This window comes from Schlesneria sphaerica (assembly GCF_044336245.1).
Taxonomy (GTDB): domain Bacteria; phylum Planctomycetota; class Planctomycetia; order Planctomycetales; family Planctomycetaceae; genus Schlesneria; species Schlesneria sphaerica.
The window spans coordinates 2,107,579-2,126,197 of sequence record NZ_CP172346.1; the positions used below are offsets into that span (position 1 = coordinate 2,107,579).

An 18,619-nucleotide genomic window follows, 5' to 3' on the forward strand; every position below is an offset into this window, starting at 1 on the left:
GAGAAAAATTAGATTGAGCAGGTCAAACGTGATTGTCGCGATTTGCCACCAGACTTGCGAGGGGATCAGGTTGTGGAATTCTTTGTCCCATCCAAACTCTTACGCGATTCCTGACCCACTGCGAGCTGATGCCTGACTTCTGACACGTCATTCCGCGCGAGTGCTTCTCGCACTTGTGACAATCGGTGGATCACGTCATCAATCCCCCGCATCACGTATTGAGAATTATTCAGCAAGATACCCGCCCACAGATCAGGGTCACCCGCGGCAATTCGAGTTGTGTCGCGAAATCCGCTTCCTGTCAGGTGCCGGTTTTCGGGAGAAAGCGTCATGGCCAAGGCAGATGCGACGACGTGTGGCAGATGACTCGTCATGGCGAGTGCCTCATCATGGGCCTCGGGAGACATCTGAAGTGTTTTCATCCCAATCGCCTGCCAGAATTGCTCAAGACGGCGAACGGAATCCGCAGTTGATCCTGGCAGGGGAGTCAAGATGCAGAGCCGGTCTTCGAACAAATTCGGATTTGCCGCTTCGAAGCCCTGGCGATGTGATCCTGCGATGGGATGTGATCCAATAAACTGAGGGATCGCCGTCAGTTGGCTGCAGATCGATCCTTTGACGCTGCCCACATCCGTAATGAGAGGCAATTTTGGGGAGTTACAGGAACCGGGATCGGCAACGGTTTGGCAGAGGTCGGCAACTGCGGCCTGCACATCGGCAGCCAGATTCTCAACAGGTGTGCAGAAGACGACCAAGTCCGAGCAGGAGATTACCTGCCTGATGTCGGTTACGGCCTCGTCAATCAGCCCCGCTTCGCGGGCCGATTCAATTCGACGCCGATCTCGGCCGACACCAATCACGCGTTCGGCAACATTTCTGCTCTTCAATGCAGCGGCGAGAGAGCCGCCAATCATCCCGACACCGACAATGACGACGGTTTTCACTAACGGCGACGAGAACGGAGATTCAGTCATTGCACTCGAGTTTTTATTGTCTGGTTCTGTAGATGGAGATTCGGGGGGGGGGAACAGCCGAAGTCGCATCAGCCGACTTCGAGGGAAAAGAACCAGACCATACTTTCACTATCCGTCACGTTGCCACGGCAAGTCATTCTCGGCCCGGGCCTCAATGACTTACCAACCGTTCGTAAATTGACTGTAAGTGCCCCAACCGTAAGGACTATAGAAGTTGTTGAAACCTTCTCCGCTGTTTTGCGCATTTCCGTAGTTGTTCATCGCGTCGGTGCGATTGTAATTAAAGTTCGCCCGGCTGTTGCCGTTGTTGTAGGCTTCGGGACTGGTATATCCGTAGCCGTAAGGGCCGAATCCGTAACTGGGATAATTATTGATATTCCGTCCGTAACCACCGCGAAAGCCGGGGCTATTGACTGCGTTAACTTCTCCACCCTGCCCGTAGACCCCTTGGCCGTACGCGTTGTAGTAACCGCCAGGTCCCATCACAATTCGTGGCCCGGGACCGTATGCGTTCCCAGTACTCGACAGCGTGAAGAAGGAGACTGCGCAGAACATCAATGACCAGTGGAAAGCTCGTTGTACCATTTCTCCACCTCTGACTGAGACGTTTCGATTACTGCGGCATGCATCCCGACAAATGTGAACTGTCTACTTTGCTTCTGCTTTGGGCTGAGCACGTTTCGCGGCTACCGGGCCCTTCTGGCGAATTTCCCGGAGTTGATCAAGTTGTTCTTTGGTCAGAACTTTCTCGATTGAAACCAGCTTATCGGCTTCGAGGGAGAGCAAACGAGCATGGAGCCCCTGAATCTCACGGTTCAATGCTCGCAGACGAGGTCGGTATTTTTCCTGAACACGGTCGGCCAGTTCTTCCTGCTCTTCCGTCAACGAAACACCGGACTCATTGAGTTCGTCGTTCACACCTTCAATCGGTTTTGAGCGAGGAGCTTTGGCGTCATCCGATGTTGCTGGGGCAAGTTTTTCGTGCTGAGCCATCTTACGCCGCATCTGCTGGATTCGCGAACGCTGCTCCTCTGTGAGACTATCTTCCACGGCTGCCATCAGAGCAATTTCCGCCGCGATCGTCTGCATGTATTTGTCGCTGAACTGCTTCCAGACGGCATTGATCGCCGCGTCATATTTTTCCGCGATCTCTTTCACTTGGCTCTGCTGTTTTTCCGAAAGGTTCAGCTTCTTGAGGCTGTCCCCCAGTTCCACCGAGTTTGGCGCAGTGACCGAGGATTCGGGCTGCTTCTCGCCCTTATCCTCAGCAATGCCTTCGTTAAGCCATAAGAGACTGACGATTGCAACCAGACTTAGCTGGCCTAAAACCGCCCCCGCAGATAGAAAAAGATTCGACGATGGGCAGTTCCCAAACGAGCTTGCGGCGTTTCGCATCTGAGTAACCCTGTTAACGAATTCGGGAATTGGCCGAGCAGACCCTCCGCTCTAATTTTCTACGGCGTCATTCTGAAGGGACGTCGCCGAAATTAAAAGCGGAAGCAAGAGAATGATTTCCGCAAAACCTTTCAAATAAGGAATCTGCTGAAATTGTCGATTACCTGCTGACATCAGAGACGAAAGTACACCCGATCGCCTCGTCTGGATTGCTCACCGTTCAAAGCCATTGGCCACCGTATTGGCACCCGACAACCCCGTAGCGAACTGTAAAACACGAAGATCCGTCCGCAGCTTGACTCCCGGGTCAACTCATTGTGGCCAGACAACAGTCAGCGACGATGGCGTGAATTCGACGTCGCAGAGGTGCATCGGATGACTTCCAACGCTTGGAAGTACGTTCACGTGAGAAGAAATACCTTCGATTACGACTTCGCAGCCGTCTGTTCCGCAGCGAGTTCGGCCATGCGTTGAGCAGGGACAACCAAACGGTCCCAGTTCTTAAGAAGGTAGTCCGGGGGCCCCCCCTTGTTCGCAACGTACTGAGCGACTTCAATCGTAGGGACCAATTCGATCGCGTCCCAAGGGCAGACAGTCAGTTCGTACGGATCGGACTTTTTCGTGGGGATGTGGACACAAACTTCGCATCCCACACATCGTTCGACATCAATTTCACACCAGGACTGCAGCACTGGTATCGATTCGCCCTGAACCTTGTAGATACAGTCAACGGGGCAGACTTCGAGACACGCTTCGCAGCCGGTGCAATTGTCTGCGTTGATGACAGCCACTTCTTTTGGAAGCTTCTTACGGGAACCGGCTTTTGCCATGGCAACGTACCTCGTGCAGATGGATTCAGTCGTTTTTGACGTCGTGACTCAAACTTGTCTCTGACGAAATGCACAGGAGTAGATGGGTTGTGCCGAAAGCACTGAAAGCCTGCCCGGCGTGTCGGCCGCCGAATGACACAGGGCTTGAAACAGTGCGTCGCAGCGACATTCATCAACTATATCGATTTTGTCCATCTCAGGGCGAGGGGACAAGTCAAGGTTTCTCGACTTTTGGAATCGATCGGTCGGTTCCGCAGAATACCGGAGGGCCAATGGAAGACCGTTTGCCTGCCCCGGGGTGATACTGAAAGGAGGATTCACTGGAATGAAAATCGCCGATGGGGAGGATTTCATGCCCCCATCGGCGACGATTTTCGTTACCACGCTTTTCCTGCGCAACGGAAAATGGGTCTGCGCAAGGACTTCCACAGCAGGATGACAGTCGCTATGCGGCAACGACTGCTCAGGAATGAAACCGTCGATATCGAGTCACGCGCTGCTGTTATCATTCGTGCAGCAGTCGATTCCCACACTCACGGGCCGGCTATTGCTCGGGATCGGCTTCGGGCATTTCTGATGATTCGGCTTCTTCTTTGACTGGTTCTTTCACGGGGGCCTGCTCATCCTCTTCAGGCGTGATTTCCGGAAGTAGCGGCAGCCGATCAGGGAACCGATGATAGACGGGATACGAATGTCCGGTCTGCCGAAGGCAAATCACCAGTCCGGCTTCAGTCGCCATGTAGATCCGGTCAGTTCGATCGTTGCTTGGTCGGACCACAAACCGGTGGAGCGGAAGCGAACCAATTGCTGCTCCATTCTCCCGAGAAATCATCACCAGATTCCCATCGACGTCAGAGGCCGCGACTGCATCTCCTGTGGCGGCAATGAAGTGTGTGAGATCTGGTTTCCACCACCGTCGATCGCCGGTGTTCGGATCCAGGCTGTAAAGCCCACCGCGGTCTGGAATAACGTAAAGTTCGTTATCGAAGGCGACCGGTGCTTTTCGAACGGCCAAACCTGATGTGAACTCCCAACGGATCTTCCCCTTGAACAAGTCCAATGCGAAGAACGTGAGGTCCTCCGACGCCATGAACATGTTGCTTCCGTGCGATGCAAGCGGAGCCACAATCGCCTGATCGGTCTCCAACTGATAAATCAACTTCCGGTTGGCAGCACTGATCGAGTAAAGCGAACCATCGCGGCTCGCAAAATTAACAACACGCCCGTTCGTAATCGGAGGGGAAGTAATCTCCTTTGCCGCTTTAAACGTCCAGACTTGGGCTTCCAGTGACCACTGAGGGAGTCGACGCTGCTCGAACAGTCGCTGAATTTTGCTCAGACTGTAGGCATGCAGCATTCCATCGATCGTACCATAGTAGACCTGCGTGTCATCAGCAGCAGGACCTGTCGACGGTTGACCGTCCAGGACCAAAGTCCAGATCGTGCGGCCAGTCCGTTTATCCAGACCGTACATCGTCGACCCGACGATGATCATGGCTTCTGTTTCGTTTGAAATCGCTGCGAAGCTCGGCTGATCGAAGCGTCCCAGTTGGACTGCCCACAACTGCTGGCCGTTTTCTGCATCGAAAGCGGTCGTGACTCCGGACGAAGACTGCACGTAGACGATGGTTTCGTCGATCGAAACGTGCTTCACCTTATCCCGATGAGGGTTGGTGACAGCCTGTCCCCACCAGGCCCGCTCCAGTCCGATCCGCGTCAGCTGCTGATGTGTCGGAAGTGGGGCATCACCCTTCAATTGAGCTTGAACTGGCAAACCGGCCGTCACTGTCACCAACGCGACCATCGTCAATACCCGCAGGGATCTCGTCATCTCTTCGCTCTCTTCGGATTGTTTGAACGTCTACGGGCGGTTGAAGTACCAGAAACCTGTTACAGCCATTGGACCGGTGAGCATCATGACTTCGGCGGATTGCCCTGTCGCATATGAATTCTGAATCGAAAGTCGGACTGTCGCTCAAGATCCAATCTGATTCCCTATCCTACCGATTTACCCAAACTGATCGCCAGCGGTTGAATCGACTGATTTCCGGGAAACTGCACTTCATTTCTCCAAGCGCCCGATAAGATGGAGCCGACCAATAGGAGACTCAACAGTCAAATCACTTGACCGATCTGAGACGGTTATGCTGAGGCTAACGCTTCGCATGAAAAGTCAGTCGGTGCGCGATCTGAGTCCGCAGACTGGGCGTAATCGGCAATTCACTGACGCCAAACAAACTGTTGCGATCTGAAACGAATTGGACATAGAATCTTGAGTGATCGAATCCGGCCCTGCCGCTACGTCCCTCAGGGAGGTGAGAGATGAGTCACCCCTATTCACATCAGATTTCTCTGCACTTGCTGTCCGCAGGGGCGCGACAACCTCACCGCCGGTATCTGTTCACCGTCGCACTGGCACTGGCGGGATGGTCGTTAATCGCCCCCAACGCTGCAAAGGGTGACCTTGTCAAACTGCTGAACGGCGGCGAAGTCCGCGGAAAGATCACGGCGGGGATTGGAAGCGAGGGGAATATCCATTTGCAATCGATGACGGGTGCCACCATTGTCATCGAAAGCGAACAGATTCAGTTTGTGACCACAAGACCAGATATCGTCGAGGAGTACGAATCACGATCACGGCGAATCAAAGACGATGCAGAGGCTCATTGGGAGCTGGCGGAATGGTGTCGCCAGCGAGGCCTTCTTCCGCAGCGCGAACATCATTTGCGGCGAGTGACGGAACTGAACCCTGACAACGACAAGGCGCAGTCCCTGCTTGGTCGAGTCTGGCATCAGGGCCAGTGGGTCGACAAAGACGAGCTGATGACATCCCAGGGATACGTGAAGTACAAAAACAAGTACATCACACCTCAGGAACTGGAGGTCATCGAAAATACTGCGGATGAGCTGGAACGCGAACGGGGATGGTTTCAAAAGATTAAACTGTGGTACGGCTGGCTGGACGGACAGCATGAGAATCGCAGGCCACAAGGATTGACCAACCTGGCGGCAATCAACGACCCGAATGCAGCACCCGCCGTGATGAAATTCCTGTCAACGGACCCACGAATTGATATTCGTGAACTGGCAGTAAAAATTCTGGTTCGGATCTCTGGCTCCAAAGCCACGACGGGTCTCGTCAAAATTGCCCTGTTCGATGAATCACTGGTCATTCGAACTCAGGCCCTGGATGGGATTGGACATGACTACGCCGAACGGGCTCAAAATGCCTTCGTCAAGGCGTTGAAACACGAATCCAACGCGATTGTCTGTCGTGCTGCGAACGCGCTGGGCCAGATTGGGGATAAGAGCAGTATCGCGCCCTTGATCGAAGCACTCATTACTGTGCATCACTATCAGGTCGCCATGGATATCCCGAACAACCAGACCTACAGCTTCTCCACAGATGGCAATTTTTCGTCAAACACACCCGCAGTACCTCCAGGGGTTATGGAAGCTGTCAGAGCAGGACGTTTGCTGCCACCGGTATTCGCTCAGTCCCCTGATGCGCCGCAGCCGCTTAAAAAAATGGTGACTGTCCGCATCGAGCACAGCAATGTCGAGGCACTCACCGCATTAAGTAAATTGACTCAGCAAAACTTCGGCTTCGACAAACGAACCTGGAGCCTGTGGTGGTCGGCAGAAAAGAATGCCAGCGGGAAACTGAAGGGAAAAGGTTAAACGTCAGCAACGTCTGCCCAGGCATCGAGCACTCCCGGGACGATCTCATTCTCCGTTGCGACGCGACCGGGACTCTCGTCGACCAGGTCTGACAACGTCTTCAGGCTGGCGACCCCACGGATCGTCCTGTTCGATTCATCAGGCGAAACCGTTTCTCACGGAAAAGTCGTCAGAGTCCACACCTGCTTGCGGATTCTTGCCAGGTGAGAATCTTTCGCCAAACGGCAAACTCTGCCGATGACGATATCTGCTGAAACAAACCGGATTGAAACTCCGCCCCGACTTCCTGTTGCGATGGGTGAAGATGTCATGGCTCGCGTTGCACTTTTGTTCATAACAACCAGCCTGTTTGCAGCCATCTGGTCAGAGGATCAGACCCAGCAAAAAGCATCGGTCGAACGAATCACGAAAGCTGCGACTGTCCGACCAGCCTTCCGGGTTGCATCTTCAAACGGATCAAGAGGCGTGCGACGCGTCACCGTTCCGCTTCCGGATCAGATCACGCCTGGGACGTATCTGGTGTCGGATCAATGGGGACGGACTCAGGTTCGTGAAGTGAGCGAAAGCGAAGCGATCATTCCACGGGAGATGACTGAAAGCCCCGTCACAAACCACTATCTCGTCGAACGAGGTTCGTTTCGGTGGCACTTTATTCGGATCGAGCAACCGCGAACGGATCTGGCCCATCGCGTACACGCTGTCTCACTCCGCTGATCGAATTGCAGACGGCAGCCCGGTTTCTATGGATGAGTACTGTGGTCTCCATCCCAGTTCTTCGCGGATCTTGCGATTCGAGACGCGCTTGTTGATTCCCCCCGACCCCCGTGCTGCAGGCTGCGTCGAATCGAACACTGGTTCTGATGCCCCTACGAGTCGTGCCAGGGTCGAAAAATACGTGGCTCGCGGGATCGGCTGATCATCAACCACGTTCCACACAGAGAAGTCGCCTCCTCCCTCCACACAGGCAATCACCGCATCGGCTGCGTCATCGACATGAATCAGATTGAGCCACGCATCACCACGTCCCGAAAACGGGACGCCTGCCCGCAGTGATTCAATTCGCGAGAGCAAACGCCCGGGACCATAGATTCCGGCGAGACGCAAGATCTGCAGTCCAGAAAGACTTCCGGCAATCAATTGGTCCCGGATGAGGTTCTCAGCGCGGAGGCAGAGTTGCCCCCCGGCCAGTTGCGGCTGACAAAGGGAGTCCTCGTCAACCCATCCCCCGTCTGACTGACCGTAAACGCTGGTGCTGGAAATATGAATAAACCGTGGACGCTGATTGTCGATCGCACGCACGACGTTTGAGAGTGCGACGCAGGACACCTCTTCATGCGTTCGTCCTGATGAGCGATCGAAGCCAACAGCGTGCAAGACCAAATCGACTTCCGGAAGTTCCGAAAGAGTCGCCGGCTCGCAAATATCCGCCACCAGAGGCTGAATTGACTCACGCTGAAGCGTTTCCGCATTTGCAGCAAAACGCGTCACAGCAAACACCTGATGGCCTTTGGCGACCCAGCGTTTCGCAACTCGCTTCCCCAGATAGCCGCAACCGAAAATCAGACATCGCATAAAGATAGCTCCTCGGGGATTCCCTCCCCAAATTCCTGTCATCAGGAAAACTGCTCAAATTCCCGCTAGAAAAACGACGGGTTGTCCGATGACGTAAATCCAGAAATGAGAATTCCCGCAGCCGATGCCGTTCGTCGTTCTGACAGAATTGCAGTTGTGGGCGGGCATCCTATAATCCGGAAGATGAATCACGAAGACTGAATTCCAGTTGACTTTCCGGTGAGCTGACGACCGAGCTGGAAAACTTCAGATGTTGTCTGAAGTCGTCGCTTGCTGTGTTAAAATTTGCGATCTCGGTGAATACCGCAGGGAGTGACAACGTGACGGACTCGAGCGTCCAGTCCCAGACTGGGCTGATTGATTGGCTGGGCTTGGGGTGGTTTTTTCGGCTGCTGTCCTCGTCGATCGGACAAAAGTTCGTGATGGGCCTGACGGGTTTGTTGCTGTGCGGCTTTCTTGCCGCACATCTGGCAGGTAACCTGCTGCTGTTTGTCGGCCCGAAAGCATTCAATGAGTATGCCCATAAGCTGCACGAGCAGTGGGAACTGTTGATTGTCGCAGAAACAGGTCTCCTGATTCTGTTTCTGGCCCACATATACCTGGCCATCACGACGACGATTGGCAACTACAAAGCCCGTCGCGAGAGCTACGTCCTCAAGCAATCGAAGGTTCCCCATCGCATCATCGGGGCGAACAGCTGGATGTTCGCATCAGGCGCTGTGGTATTGGGCTTTGTCATCCTCCACCTGATTGATCTGCGGTTGGGAATGCGAGGAAGCATCAGCTACCTGCCTGAATCCGATCCCGAAGCGCCGTTCAAAAACACAATCGCCGCACTGAGTGATCCCGTCAGTCGCGTCGTTTACTTTGTGGGCGCGATTGTCTTGGGTGTTCACTTGTCGCACGGATTCGCCAGCGCGTTTCAATCACTGGGCCTCAATCACCCGAAGTACACTCCGCTGATTAAAATTATCGGAAAAGTCTTCGCCGTCGTGATTGCCGTTGGATTCGCAAGCCTCGCGGTCTTTGCACCGGGCATGTGGAAATAGGCCAGAATGTGCGAGCAGAGTCAGACACCCGAGAGGCGATGAACCTGTTCCACTGTGGCCGACGGCGGCCAATTTAGAGAATGTCGTGTATCAAAATGGATTTCCGCTCTCGTCACACAACCCGGTTAGGTGACGTTGACACTCGGAGAAATGCAAACCGACTGTCAGCAGGGCAAAAGTCATTCAATCTGTGGGCTTACGACATGCCATGTGCGTGTTCCGCCCAGTTAACGGTCGCAAGGGAAATAAGATGGTGACGGTCGCTGACACCCCATTGGACGGACGTTGTCCCGAGGGAGATATTGCCAGCCGCTGGGATCAGCGGAAACGGGATTTGAAGCTTGTTGCTCCGAACAATAAGCGAAAGTACACGATCATCGTCGTCGGCACCGGCCTGGCAGGTGGATCAGCCGCAGCCTCACTCGCGGAGCTGGGTTATAACGTCCTGTCATTCTGCATTCAGGATTCTCCCCGCAGGGCACACAGTATTGCCGCCCAAGGGGGGATCAATGCCGCCAAGAACTATCAGAACGATGGCGATTCCATCTGGCGACTGTTCTACGACACCGTTAAAGGTGGCGAATGGCGCGCCCGTGAGTCGAACGTCTATCGATTGGCAACACTGAGCACTTCGATTATCGATCAGTGTGTGGCCCAGGGGGTCCCCTTCGCTCGCGAGTACGGCGGTACTCTGGCAAACCGTTCATTCGGTGGTGCCCAGGTCTCTCGAACGTTCTACTGTGGGGGCCAGACGGGTCAGCAGCTACTGCTGGGTGCCTACCAGGCAATGATGCGACAAGTGAACGGGGGCGGCGTTAAGCTGTTCACGCGGCGAGAAATGCTCGATCTGGTCGTCGTCGACGGAGTTGCCCGCGGAATCGTGACGCGAGACCTGGTGACAGGAAAATTCGAGACATTCGCCAGTGACGCTGTCGTGCTGTGCACCGGCGGATACGGCAATGCCTACTATCTCTCGACGAATGCCAAAGCCTGTAACGTCACTGCGGCCTGGCGGTGCCATAAACGGGGAGCCTATTTCGCCAACCCCTGCTACACACAGATTCATCCGACGTGCATCCCCGTCAGTGGCGGACATCAGTCCAAGCTGACCCTGATGAGCGAAAGTTTGCGAAACGACGGTCGCGTCTGGGTTCCCAAAAATAAAGACGACCTCCGTTCGCCTGATCAGATTCCAGACGCAGATCGCGATTACTATCTTGAGCGACGTTATCCCTCTTACGGCAACCTGGCCCCGCGCGACGTCTCATCGAGGGCGGCAAAAGAACGCTGCGACGCCGGGTATGGCGTGGGTCCGTCCAAGATGTCCGTCTACCTTGATTTCTCGCGAGCGATCAAGGAAGACGGAGAATCCGTCATTCGCGAAAAGTATGGAAACCTCTTCCATATGTACGAGCGGATCACGGGCGAAAACCCCTATAAGGTCCCCATGCGGATCTACCCCGCGGTGCATTACACGATGGGCGGACTGTGGGTCGACTATAACCTGCAGAGCAACCTACCCGGTCTGTACGTCCTGGGCGAGGCCAATTTCTCAGACCACGGGGCGAACCGCCTCGGTGCCAGTGCGCTGATGCAGGGACTGGCTGACGGCTACTTCGTGATTCCCTACACCGTGGGAGATCACATTGCCACCCGTAAGGTGAAGCCTGTCACAACTGATCGCCCCGAATTCCAGGCGGCACTCGAAGGGGCAAAGTCCCGAGTCGAGTCCATCCTCAAAGTCAACGGCACCCATAGCACCGAGTACTTCCATCGAGCCCTCGGAAAGATCATGTGGGACTATGTCGGTATGGCCCGCAACGAGAAAGGTCTGTTGAAGGCCATCGATTTGATTAGTGAACTTCGTGAGCAGTTCTGGCAGGACGTCAAGGTGCTCGGCAGCGGCGAAACCTTGAACCAGAATCTTGAACATGCCGGTCGCGTCGCTGACTTCCTGGAGTTTTCTGAACTCCTGGCCCGCGATGCCCTGCACCGAGATGAATCCTGCGGAGGCCACTTCCGGGAAGAACATCAGACAGAGGAAGGCGAGTGCGCACGCAACGATGACGAATTCAGTTTTGTATCGGCCTGGGAGTTCCAGAATGTCGGCACAGAATCAATTCTCCATAAAGAACCCCTGACCTTCGTGGATGCTCCGTTTGGCGTCCGAAGTTACAAATGATTTCGAGGTTGGTCGAAGAGACGCACAAAACCGCTCGCACTTGAAATCTCTCAATCCGTCTGCGCGGAGTATCAAAACATCATGAGCCACGCTGCTTCCAAGAACCTGAGCCTCACACTGAAGATCTGGCGACAAGCCGGTCCGAAGCAGCCAGGTAGCCTGAAGACTTACAACGTCAGCGGCATTTCGACTGACATGTCATTCCTGGAAATGCTCGACGTCCTGAACGAGCAGTTGATCGCCAAGGGTGAAGAACCTGTGGCGTTCGATCACGACTGCCGCGAAGGGATCTGCGGTGCCTGTGGTGTTGTCATTAATGGACAGGCACATGGACCTGATAGTGGCACCACCACGTGTCAGTTGCACATGCGCCGCTTCCAGGATGGAGACACGATTGTCATCGAACCCTGGCTGGCCAAGGCCTTCCCGATTGTCCGCGACCTGGTCGTAGACCGCTCTGCGTTCGATCGGGTCATTCAGGCTGGCGGTTACGTTTCCGTCAATACCGGGAATGCCCCCGAAGCCAATACGACGCTGGTCCCTCACCACGTACAGCAGGCAGCCATGGGTGCTGCGGCATGCATCGGGTGCGGGGCGTGCGTCGCATCCTGTAAGAACGCCTCGGCAATGCTCTTCGTTTCCGCGAAAGTCTCACACCTTGCCAATGTGCCTCAGGGACAAGGCGAACGCAGCAAACGCGTCTTGAAGATGGTCGCAGCAATGGACGCCGAGCAATTCGGAAACTGCACGAACACGGCCGAGTGCGAAGCCGCCTGTCCCGCCGGAATCACGTTGTCCAACATTGCTCAACTGAACCGTGAGTACATGAAGGCCGCGATGTGCTCTAAGGAATAAAAACCACATTCGGAGCGCAAACTTCGGGGATGACCAGCATCGGCAGTTCGGTTCGTCTCAGTACGAGCCGGGTCTTTCCGAGCCCTCCCTGAAAAGTCGAGCGCCAAGTCCATGCACAGCAGGTCATCTCTCCCCTCGATACATGCGGATTCTCACTGGGCTTCCATTGCTCATCGGCGATACTACTGGAATAATTTCTGACACTCGCTACCGCCCCCTTTCCTTGCCCAGATGAATCATGGAATGTGGCGTCGTAGCGAGTTTATCTTTTAGACAATCCGAAGACTTCTTCTGAGAGAAGAAACGCTCATGGCTGCTTCGAACTCAATTCTCGCGGACAAACTGCACGAGTATCCCCGGCACGACGTGATCGACGGAACCAGCAACGGTATTGCGTCGGTTCTGGACGACTGCCTCAACCAGCACGGCGGTGTACTGCAGTTGCTTCACCGCTACGCCGGTCGGACATTCTGTACTCCGGGCAAGCGACTTCGCCTGGACGCCAAGTCCTACTACCCAGACTACATGGGTGGTACGGGTCTGGATGAAATCTGGATGTGCTGCACTGTTCCGATCAAGACCGGTGTCATCGACACAAGAACGAATAAGGCTCCGTTCCGCGAAGGGGAAGCCCAGGTCCTGACCGCCAGCGGACAGGTCGTCGCACTCCAGGACCTGATCGCGGCCAATCCTTCATCGGTCATCGGTGACAAGGTATCGGCGTTCGCGAAAGAAATGTTCGGCTACGCGACGTGGCCCATCGTCTCGAAGAAGTTTGACAATTTGAATCCCATTCCCGATCACCTGCACTGGGCGAAGTGGGAAGTCTATGACATTAACTCGTTCGACAACCCTGGAGTGAACCCTTCGCACTATCACACGACCGCGATGGGATTGTACCCCTTCGTGACGAAAGATCAGTTCCTTGCCTGCATGAAGCGTTTCGGCAAGGACGAATACAACGGAGTTCGCCATCTTGCACCACACGTCATGATGCGACTTGATCACGGCTTCGTGATGCCGAACGGGGTATTGCACTCACCCACGAATCTGTGCACCCACGAGTTGCACGTGACCATGGACGAGCATTTCCTCGCAGAGGATCTGACTCTCGACGGCCGAATCGGGGCGAAAGACGCGTTCTACGCGTGCCGCGAAGAAGATTATCCGGCCGCACGCCACGAAGACTGGGAATATCTGGTTGAGAAGTTTGACTTCGCCGCGAACCAGGACCCGGACTTTGTACTGAAGAATTCCCGTCCGGCAATCACCTCGGATGAGTTCTCTGCTGATGGCGTCGATGCCAAGTGGATCGTGTACGGCAATTTCCTGGGCGACCAGAAGTGCTCGATCCTCCGCATGACTGTTCAGCCCGGAGCGAAAACGAAGTTCCGCCCCGAGTCTCCTGCACTGTTCCACACGAATGGCGGCAGTGGACGAATTGGAAAGCTCAACATCCGCTATCACCAGGATATGATTCTGGGCGAGATCTATCCGGAAATCGGATTTATTACTCAGGCAGCGATCGCCAGCGGTGGCGTTGAGATCGAGAACACTGGAAAAGATCCACTTGTTCTGACGTTCGACTTCCCACAGAACGCTCACAGTAAGACTCCAGGCGTAACTGCTTAGTGCCTGATGTACTCGTCTGATCCCGGACACGATTAAAGGGCGCTCGCAGTTGAGAGAGCGACCATCGTCGTTCAACAAGTTCGGGATGCACACGGTTGCGTTCAATACGATTGCATCGAAGCCCATGGTAATCATCGATTACCATGGGCTTTTTTGTTGATCGCATAGCGACCATTCAGACCACAAGAATGAGCTGCCATCTCGCGGATTTCTCAAAGCCAACCATGAATAATGGAATCCATCAAAGCATCGTGCGAGCTCAAAGGCGAATCTCGTTCTCAACGATTTCCACGGGTCTGAACTTCAGCCGATCCGAACTGATCCTGAAAAGAGACAGCGGACTTTACTGAGAGTTTCTGCTTTCAGCGAAACGACTCGCGCACCGACTGAGTATCACTCGCAGTCAATCTGCGGCCCATTCCATTCGAGCCGGCACGCGTAACACTCCGCCCAGCGATTGATCGAGTCGGCTTGACACCAATCGACATTGGTGTGAGAATCCAACCCCGCATCACTCAATGGGTGATATATGAGTATCGCCAAAGGCTGACTCATTCGTTTCATCATCGGCAGCACTGACAGGCGTAAGCCGCAGCACGCTGCACAGGCCACGGAGCCAATCTGCATTCGATCGCTCACGGATTGCGAACGAGCGGACGCAATCTTCGGCACTCGATATCTGTCGCCACCACGCGAATCAAATTTTGCACTTCGCTGCGAATGATTTCCGTGGCTCTTCGGACAAGAGATTTCGAGACATGCCTTACGCAGGTCCGGCATCGAGATGCGACGACTTTGACGAAAGCGGGCGGAGTCTCTTTCCGTCGTTGCCACGTCATTTTTCTCACCTCCGGTGCGCGATCTTCCGCGGTCGACTGAAGCCAGCCACTTCAAATCTGTTTCGCAGTTTTTGTTTCATTCAGAGGGATCTTGTGAACAAACCACGTGCTCATCATCGTCAGAATTATCAGGGTTTTACGCTGATTGAATTGCTCGTCGTGATCGCCATCATCGCGGTGCTGATCGCTCTACTGCTGCCGGCAGTACAGCAGGCGCGCGAGGCCGCTCGCAGGACTCAGTGCAAGAACAACATGAAGCAATTGGGCCTCGCGCTGCATAATTATCTCGATGTCCATGGCACCTTTCCTATTCAATATCGACTCAACAGCATCCCAGGCGCTCTGAACCAAGTGAGCTGGATTCACAACATCCTGCCAATGATTGATCAGGCCAACATCTACAACGCGTGGGACTCGACTTTCTCATGGAACTCGGGGCCCAACGGGATTCAGGCAGATCCGAGAACTGGACCGGGAGGCCTCACGAATCCCAACTCAGGTAGCAATCCCTGGCTTGTGGGACGAGGCATCCCCGCACTCAACTGTCCTTCAGATCCCTCGCCCGCTTCTGGCGGGGTGGCCCCCGGATCCAGGATCATTAACTTCGCTGGTGGAGCCAATAACGATCTGAAAATCGGCATCACAAACTATCAAGGCGTCCTCGGTTCGAGTTGGGTGAGTGGCACGATTCAGGTCACTTCGGGCGTCTGGGCCACCAGTCGTTTCTGTGGCACTTTCGACTCTTCCCCCCCGGCGGTGCAGACCCAGTATCCATTTCGATGTCCTTCCGGGTTCATGGGTCGCGGCAATGATGGGCAGGGAATTCCCACGCGAATCCGCGATATCACTGACGGGACATCAAACTCGTTCATGCTGGGCGAGACCTCATTCAATCAGAACGCTTTGTCAGCATGGTTCTGGTTCAACGGAGTTCTCGCAACAACCGCGTTCCCGGTGAATCGACCAGCGGAATGCCCGGAAGGCCTCGGTCGACCTCTCGCTCAAGGCTGGAACGCCTGTTGGACAGACTGGCCGAACCAGCAGGGATTCAGCAGTCAGCATGTGGGTGGAGCTCATTTCGCCATGTGCGACGGAAGCTCGCGGTTTATTGCCCAGAACATTGACCTGGGAACTTATCGGAGCCTGGGGACGATTCAGGGTGGAGAAATCATCGGTGAGTTCTGAACGACAACAAACGGGAATGAATTCTCCCGCAGCCACACTCATTGCTCCCTCTCCTGATCGAACCCCGCGCCGGGAAATCAGCATCGCGACGTGGCTGCAGGGTGCCCTCGTCGCATTCGCTTTCATGTCCACCGGATGTTCATCCGGCGACAGACCTGTGATCGCTACAGTGCAGGGTGTCGTCACCTATCGAGGTGAGCCGGTCTCATACGCGAAGCTAGTGTTCCTGCCTCAACAGGTGACAGGTGGCGAGCCCTGTGTTGGACAGACGGATGAAGACGGAAATTTCTCAAAGATCGTCATGGCGAAAAGCGGGACTGAAGGGGCTGTGACCGGGAAATATACGGTCACAGTGACGGAAGGCTGGCCACCGGATGATCCGATTCCGACGGACGACATGGGGCAGGAGAAGTCCCCACCTCGTGGCAAGTGGCCCCAAAAGTACCGCGACTCGGCGAGTACAGCGTTGCAGGTTGAGGTTGTGGCTGACGAAGACAATTATTTCGCGTTCGATCTTTCGAAATGAATTCGATGCAGCGCCGTCAGCAAATGGGCGGATTATCCCCCGATCAGACACCAGGAAGATGGAGTTTCACCGATGAGAATTCGCCTTTGCCTTACGCTCAGTTTGATTTTGTGGACGCCGCTCTCACCCGCATGGGGTGCAGAGCGACCCAACGTGGTATTGGTGATTACCGACGATCAGGGCTACGGTGATCTGGGCTGCCATGGGAACCCCGTACTCAAAACGCCAGAGATCGATGCTTTGTTCAAAGAGTCGGTTCGCCTGGCTGACTACCATGTCGCACCGACATGTTCACCGACGCGCGCCGCTCTCATGACAGGCAACTGGACCGACAGAACGGGCGTCTGGCATACGGTCCTGGGCCGGTCGCTTCTCAAAGAGAATTTCACGACCATGGGGCAGATATTCCAGAACGCTGGTTACACGACCGGCATGTTCGGGAAATGGCACCTGGGTGACAATTATCCGTATCGAGCCGAAGACCGAGGATTCACCGAAGTTCTCCGTCACGGTGGAGGGGGAGTTGGCCAGATTTCAGACGCATGGAACAACGCCTACTTCGGCGGTTCGTACTTCCATAATTCTCGCCCGGTCCCCGTCGAAGGATTTTGCACAGACGTCTTCTTCGACGCCGCTCGCCAGTTCATCAAGAAACAGAAGGCAGCGAAGCAACCCTTCGTGGCTTACATCGCGACCAACGCACCGCATGGCCCCATGCATGCACCGCCGGAAAGCAGCGTTCCCTACCAGAATCTCCCTGTCGATTTGGCGAACTTTTTCGGGATGATCGCGAACATCGACGACAACGTCGGTCGATTGCGTGCGTTCCTGGCGGAAGAAGGGCTCGCTCAGAACACGATTTTCATCTTCACCACTGACAACGGCACTGCTGCGGGCGACAGCATCAACAACGGAGGAATGCGAGGCAAAAAAGGGAGTGAGTACGACGGAGGACACCGGGTTCCATTCTTTGTCTATTGGCCGGAAGGGGGGCTCACTGGAGGCCGCGATATCAAACCGATCACGGCTCATGTCGATGTCCTGCCGACCCTCATTGACCTTTGCGGTATTCCCGTCGATAGCTCTATTCACTTCGACGGACGAAGTATCAAACCCTTGCTGAGTGGCAATGCCGTTGAGTGGCCTGACCGGATTCTGGTGACCGACTCGCAGCGAGTTAAAGACCCCGTGAAGTGGAAACAGACCGCGGTCATGACAAGTCAGTGGCGATTGGTGAACGGCAAGGAACTCTACGAGATTGCCGTCGATCCTCTGCAGACGTTGAACGTCATCGAACAACATCCTGAAGTCGTCACCCGGCTCACCCAATTCTATGACGCCTGGTGGGCAGAACTCGAACCCTCATTCAAAGAAGACGCTCTGATCTATCTGGGGCATCCAGCAGAGAATCCCGCGAGTCTCACTTCACATGACTGGATTACGGAAGGCCTGCCCCCATGGAATCAGGGAGATGTCCGAAAGGGACTCGCCGGGAAATCCAACACAGGTTACTGGAACGTGAAAGTCGTTGAAGAGGGCGACTATGAAATTCGGCTGAGACGATGGCCGCTCTCTGCCGACGCCCCCCTCGATGCTTCGCTGGCCCCGGGAGATCCCGTTCCAGGTGACACCGCTTTCCGCTCGCATCCGGGGAAGTCGATTCCCATTGTGCACGCCACGATCGAAGTCGGCGATCAAAAAGCGGCGATCGATGTCCCGTCAGGAGCCAGGGAGGCCGTCTTCAAGTTGCCACTGAAAGCGGGTGCGACTCGCTTGAGTGCACGGTTTCAAACGAAGGATGGTCAAGAAGTCGGCGCCTACTACGCATACGTCAAACGACTTTCTTCGTTGAAGTAATGATTGCACGTTCTGCTGCGGCATCCCATTGAGAGTCCTTCG

15 protein-coding genes are annotated in these 18,619 nt (G+C 54.9%); 9 read left to right on the top strand and 6 right to left on the bottom strand.

Annotated elements, in window-relative coordinates; all coding sequences use genetic code 11:
• Window positions 1–65 precede the first annotated feature (65 nt).
• The 5 genes from ACGY09_RS07760 to ACGY09_RS07780 all read right to left on the bottom strand — a co-directional run bounded on the left by ACGY09_RS07760 (window position 66) and on the right by ACGY09_RS07780 (window position 5,030).
• On the bottom strand, window positions 66–974 hold the full coding sequence (locus ACGY09_RS07760; RefSeq protein ID WP_397571098.1) for a prephenate dehydrogenase: 909 nt from the start codon (window positions 972–974) through the stop codon (window positions 66–68).
• A gap of 159 nt (window positions 975–1,133) precedes the next feature.
• Window positions 1,134–1,559 carry a hypothetical protein gene (locus tag ACGY09_RS07765; protein ID WP_373650852.1) on the bottom strand — a complete coding sequence of 142 codons (426 nt, stop codon included), beginning with the start codon at window positions 1,557–1,559 and terminating at the stop codon, window positions 1,134–1,136.
• A gap of 63 nt (window positions 1,560–1,622) precedes the next feature.
• A complete protein-coding gene (locus ACGY09_RS07770) occupies window positions 1,623–2,369 on the bottom strand; it encodes a hypothetical protein (RefSeq protein ID WP_397571099.1) in 747 nt (248 codons plus the stop codon).
• A 425-nt stretch (window positions 2,370–2,794) separates the two neighbouring features.
• Window positions 2,795–3,199 (bottom strand): indolepyruvate ferredoxin oxidoreductase subunit alpha, encoded by a 405-nt coding sequence (locus tag ACGY09_RS07775; RefSeq protein WP_373650850.1) that lies wholly within the window; start codon window positions 3,197–3,199, stop codon window positions 2,795–2,797.
• A gap of 544 nt (window positions 3,200–3,743) precedes the next feature.
• Window positions 3,744–5,030, bottom strand: coding sequence for a PQQ-binding-like beta-propeller repeat protein (locus ACGY09_RS07780; protein WP_397571100.1), 1,287 nt, complete (start codon window positions 5,028–5,030; stop codon window positions 3,744–3,746).
• A gap of 491 nt (window positions 5,031–5,521) precedes the next feature.
• Here ACGY09_RS07780 and ACGY09_RS07785 point away from each other — a divergent pair, with 491 nt between their 5' ends.
• Together ACGY09_RS07785 and ACGY09_RS07790 are read left to right on the top strand one after the other, a co-directional pair.
• Window positions 5,522–6,880, top strand: coding sequence for a HEAT repeat domain-containing protein (locus ACGY09_RS07785; protein WP_397571101.1), 1,359 nt, complete (start codon window positions 5,522–5,524; stop codon window positions 6,878–6,880).
• A 237-nt stretch (window positions 6,881–7,117) separates the two neighbouring features.
• The gene (locus ACGY09_RS07790) at window positions 7,118–7,594 is read left to right on the top strand and encodes a hypothetical protein (RefSeq protein WP_397571102.1); all 477 of its coding nucleotides are present in this window, start codon (window positions 7,118–7,120) and stop codon (window positions 7,592–7,594) included.
• On the opposite strand, the gene ACGY09_RS07795 is transcribed toward ACGY09_RS07790, so the two are convergent.
• Window positions 7,583–8,452 carry an SDR family oxidoreductase gene (locus ACGY09_RS07795; protein ID WP_397571103.1) on the bottom strand — a complete coding sequence of 290 codons (870 nt, stop codon included), beginning with the start codon at window positions 8,450–8,452 and terminating at the stop codon, window positions 7,583–7,585. The genes ACGY09_RS07790 and ACGY09_RS07795 overlap by 12 nt on opposite strands.
• 320 nt (window positions 8,453–8,772) lie before the next feature.
• Here ACGY09_RS07795 and ACGY09_RS07800 point away from each other — a divergent pair, with 320 nt between their 5' ends.
• The 7 genes from ACGY09_RS07800 (at window position 8,773) to ACGY09_RS07830 (ending at window position 18,577) form a co-directional block, all read left to right on the top strand.
• Entirely contained in the window at window positions 8,773–9,501 is a 729-nt protein-coding gene (locus ACGY09_RS07800; RefSeq protein WP_397571104.1) for a succinate dehydrogenase cytochrome b subunit, read from the top strand.
• Between the two features lie 250 nt (window positions 9,502–9,751).
• Window positions 9,752–11,683, top strand: coding sequence for a fumarate reductase/succinate dehydrogenase flavoprotein subunit (locus ACGY09_RS07805; protein WP_397571105.1), 1,932 nt, complete (start codon window positions 9,752–9,754; stop codon window positions 11,681–11,683).
• A gap of 81 nt (window positions 11,684–11,764) precedes the next feature.
• A complete protein-coding gene (locus ACGY09_RS07810; protein ID WP_397571106.1) occupies window positions 11,765–12,538 on the top strand; it encodes a succinate dehydrogenase/fumarate reductase iron-sulfur subunit in 774 nt (257 codons plus the stop codon).
• 309 nt (window positions 12,539–12,847) lie between these two features.
• Entirely contained in the window at window positions 12,848–14,170 is a 1,323-nt protein-coding gene (locus ACGY09_RS07815) for a hypothetical protein (RefSeq protein WP_397571107.1), read from the top strand.
• Between the two features lie 932 nt (window positions 14,171–15,102).
• Window positions 15,103–16,194: a DUF1559 domain-containing protein gene (locus ACGY09_RS07820; RefSeq protein WP_397571108.1), complete on the top strand. Its 1,092-nt coding sequence runs from the start codon at window positions 15,103–15,105 to the stop codon at window positions 16,192–16,194.
• Complete coding sequence (locus ACGY09_RS07825; RefSeq protein WP_397571109.1) at window positions 16,184–16,720, top strand: hypothetical protein; 537 nt, start codon at window positions 16,184–16,186, stop codon at window positions 16,718–16,720. The genes ACGY09_RS07820 and ACGY09_RS07825 overlap by 11 nt, the downstream gene beginning before the upstream one ends.
• Before the next feature lie 72 nt (window positions 16,721–16,792).
• Window positions 16,793–18,577, top strand: coding sequence for an arylsulfatase (locus ACGY09_RS07830; RefSeq protein WP_397571110.1), 1,785 nt, complete (start codon window positions 16,793–16,795; stop codon window positions 18,575–18,577).
• Window positions 18,578–18,619 lie beyond the last annotated feature (42 nt).

What these genes read in the sequence shown, in the direction of transcription:
- ACGY09_RS07760 (WP_397571098.1), bottom strand. Translation starts at nt 974, where the DNA reads ATGACTGAATCTCCGTTCTCGTCGCCGTTAGTGAAAACCGTCGTCATT.
- ACGY09_RS07765 (WP_373650852.1), bottom strand. Translation starts at nt 1,559, where the DNA reads ATGGTACAACGAGCTTTCCACTGGTCATTGATGTTCTGCGCAGTCTCC.
- ACGY09_RS07770 (WP_397571099.1), bottom strand. Translation starts at nt 2,369, where the DNA reads ATGCGAAACGCCGCAAGCTCGTTTGGGAACTGCCCATCGTCGAATCTT.
- ACGY09_RS07775 (WP_373650850.1), bottom strand. Translation starts at nt 3,199, where the DNA reads ATGGCAAAAGCCGGTTCCCGTAAGAAGCTTCCAAAAGAAGTGGCTGTC.
- ACGY09_RS07780 (WP_397571100.1), bottom strand. Translation starts at nt 5,030, where the DNA reads ATGACGAGATCCCTGCGGGTATTGACGATGGTCGCGTTGGTGACAGTG.
- ACGY09_RS07785 (WP_397571101.1), top strand. Translation starts at nt 5,522, where the DNA reads ATGAGTCACCCCTATTCACATCAGATTTCTCTGCACTTGCTGTCCGCA.
- ACGY09_RS07790 (WP_397571102.1), top strand. Translation starts at nt 7,118, where the DNA reads ATGACGATATCTGCTGAAACAAACCGGATTGAAACTCCGCCCCGACTT.
- ACGY09_RS07795 (WP_397571103.1), bottom strand. Translation starts at nt 8,452, where the DNA reads ATGCGATGTCTGATTTTCGGTTGCGGCTATCTGGGGAAGCGAGTTGCG.
- ACGY09_RS07805 (WP_397571105.1), top strand. Translation starts at nt 9,752, where the DNA reads ATGGTGACGGTCGCTGACACCCCATTGGACGGACGTTGTCCCGAGGGA.
- ACGY09_RS07810 (WP_397571106.1), top strand. Translation starts at nt 11,765, where the DNA reads ATGAGCCACGCTGCTTCCAAGAACCTGAGCCTCACACTGAAGATCTGG.
- ACGY09_RS07815 (WP_397571107.1), top strand. Translation starts at nt 12,848, where the DNA reads ATGGCTGCTTCGAACTCAATTCTCGCGGACAAACTGCACGAGTATCCC.
- ACGY09_RS07830 (WP_397571110.1), top strand. Translation starts at nt 16,793, where the DNA reads ATGAGAATTCGCCTTTGCCTTACGCTCAGTTTGATTTTGTGGACGCCG.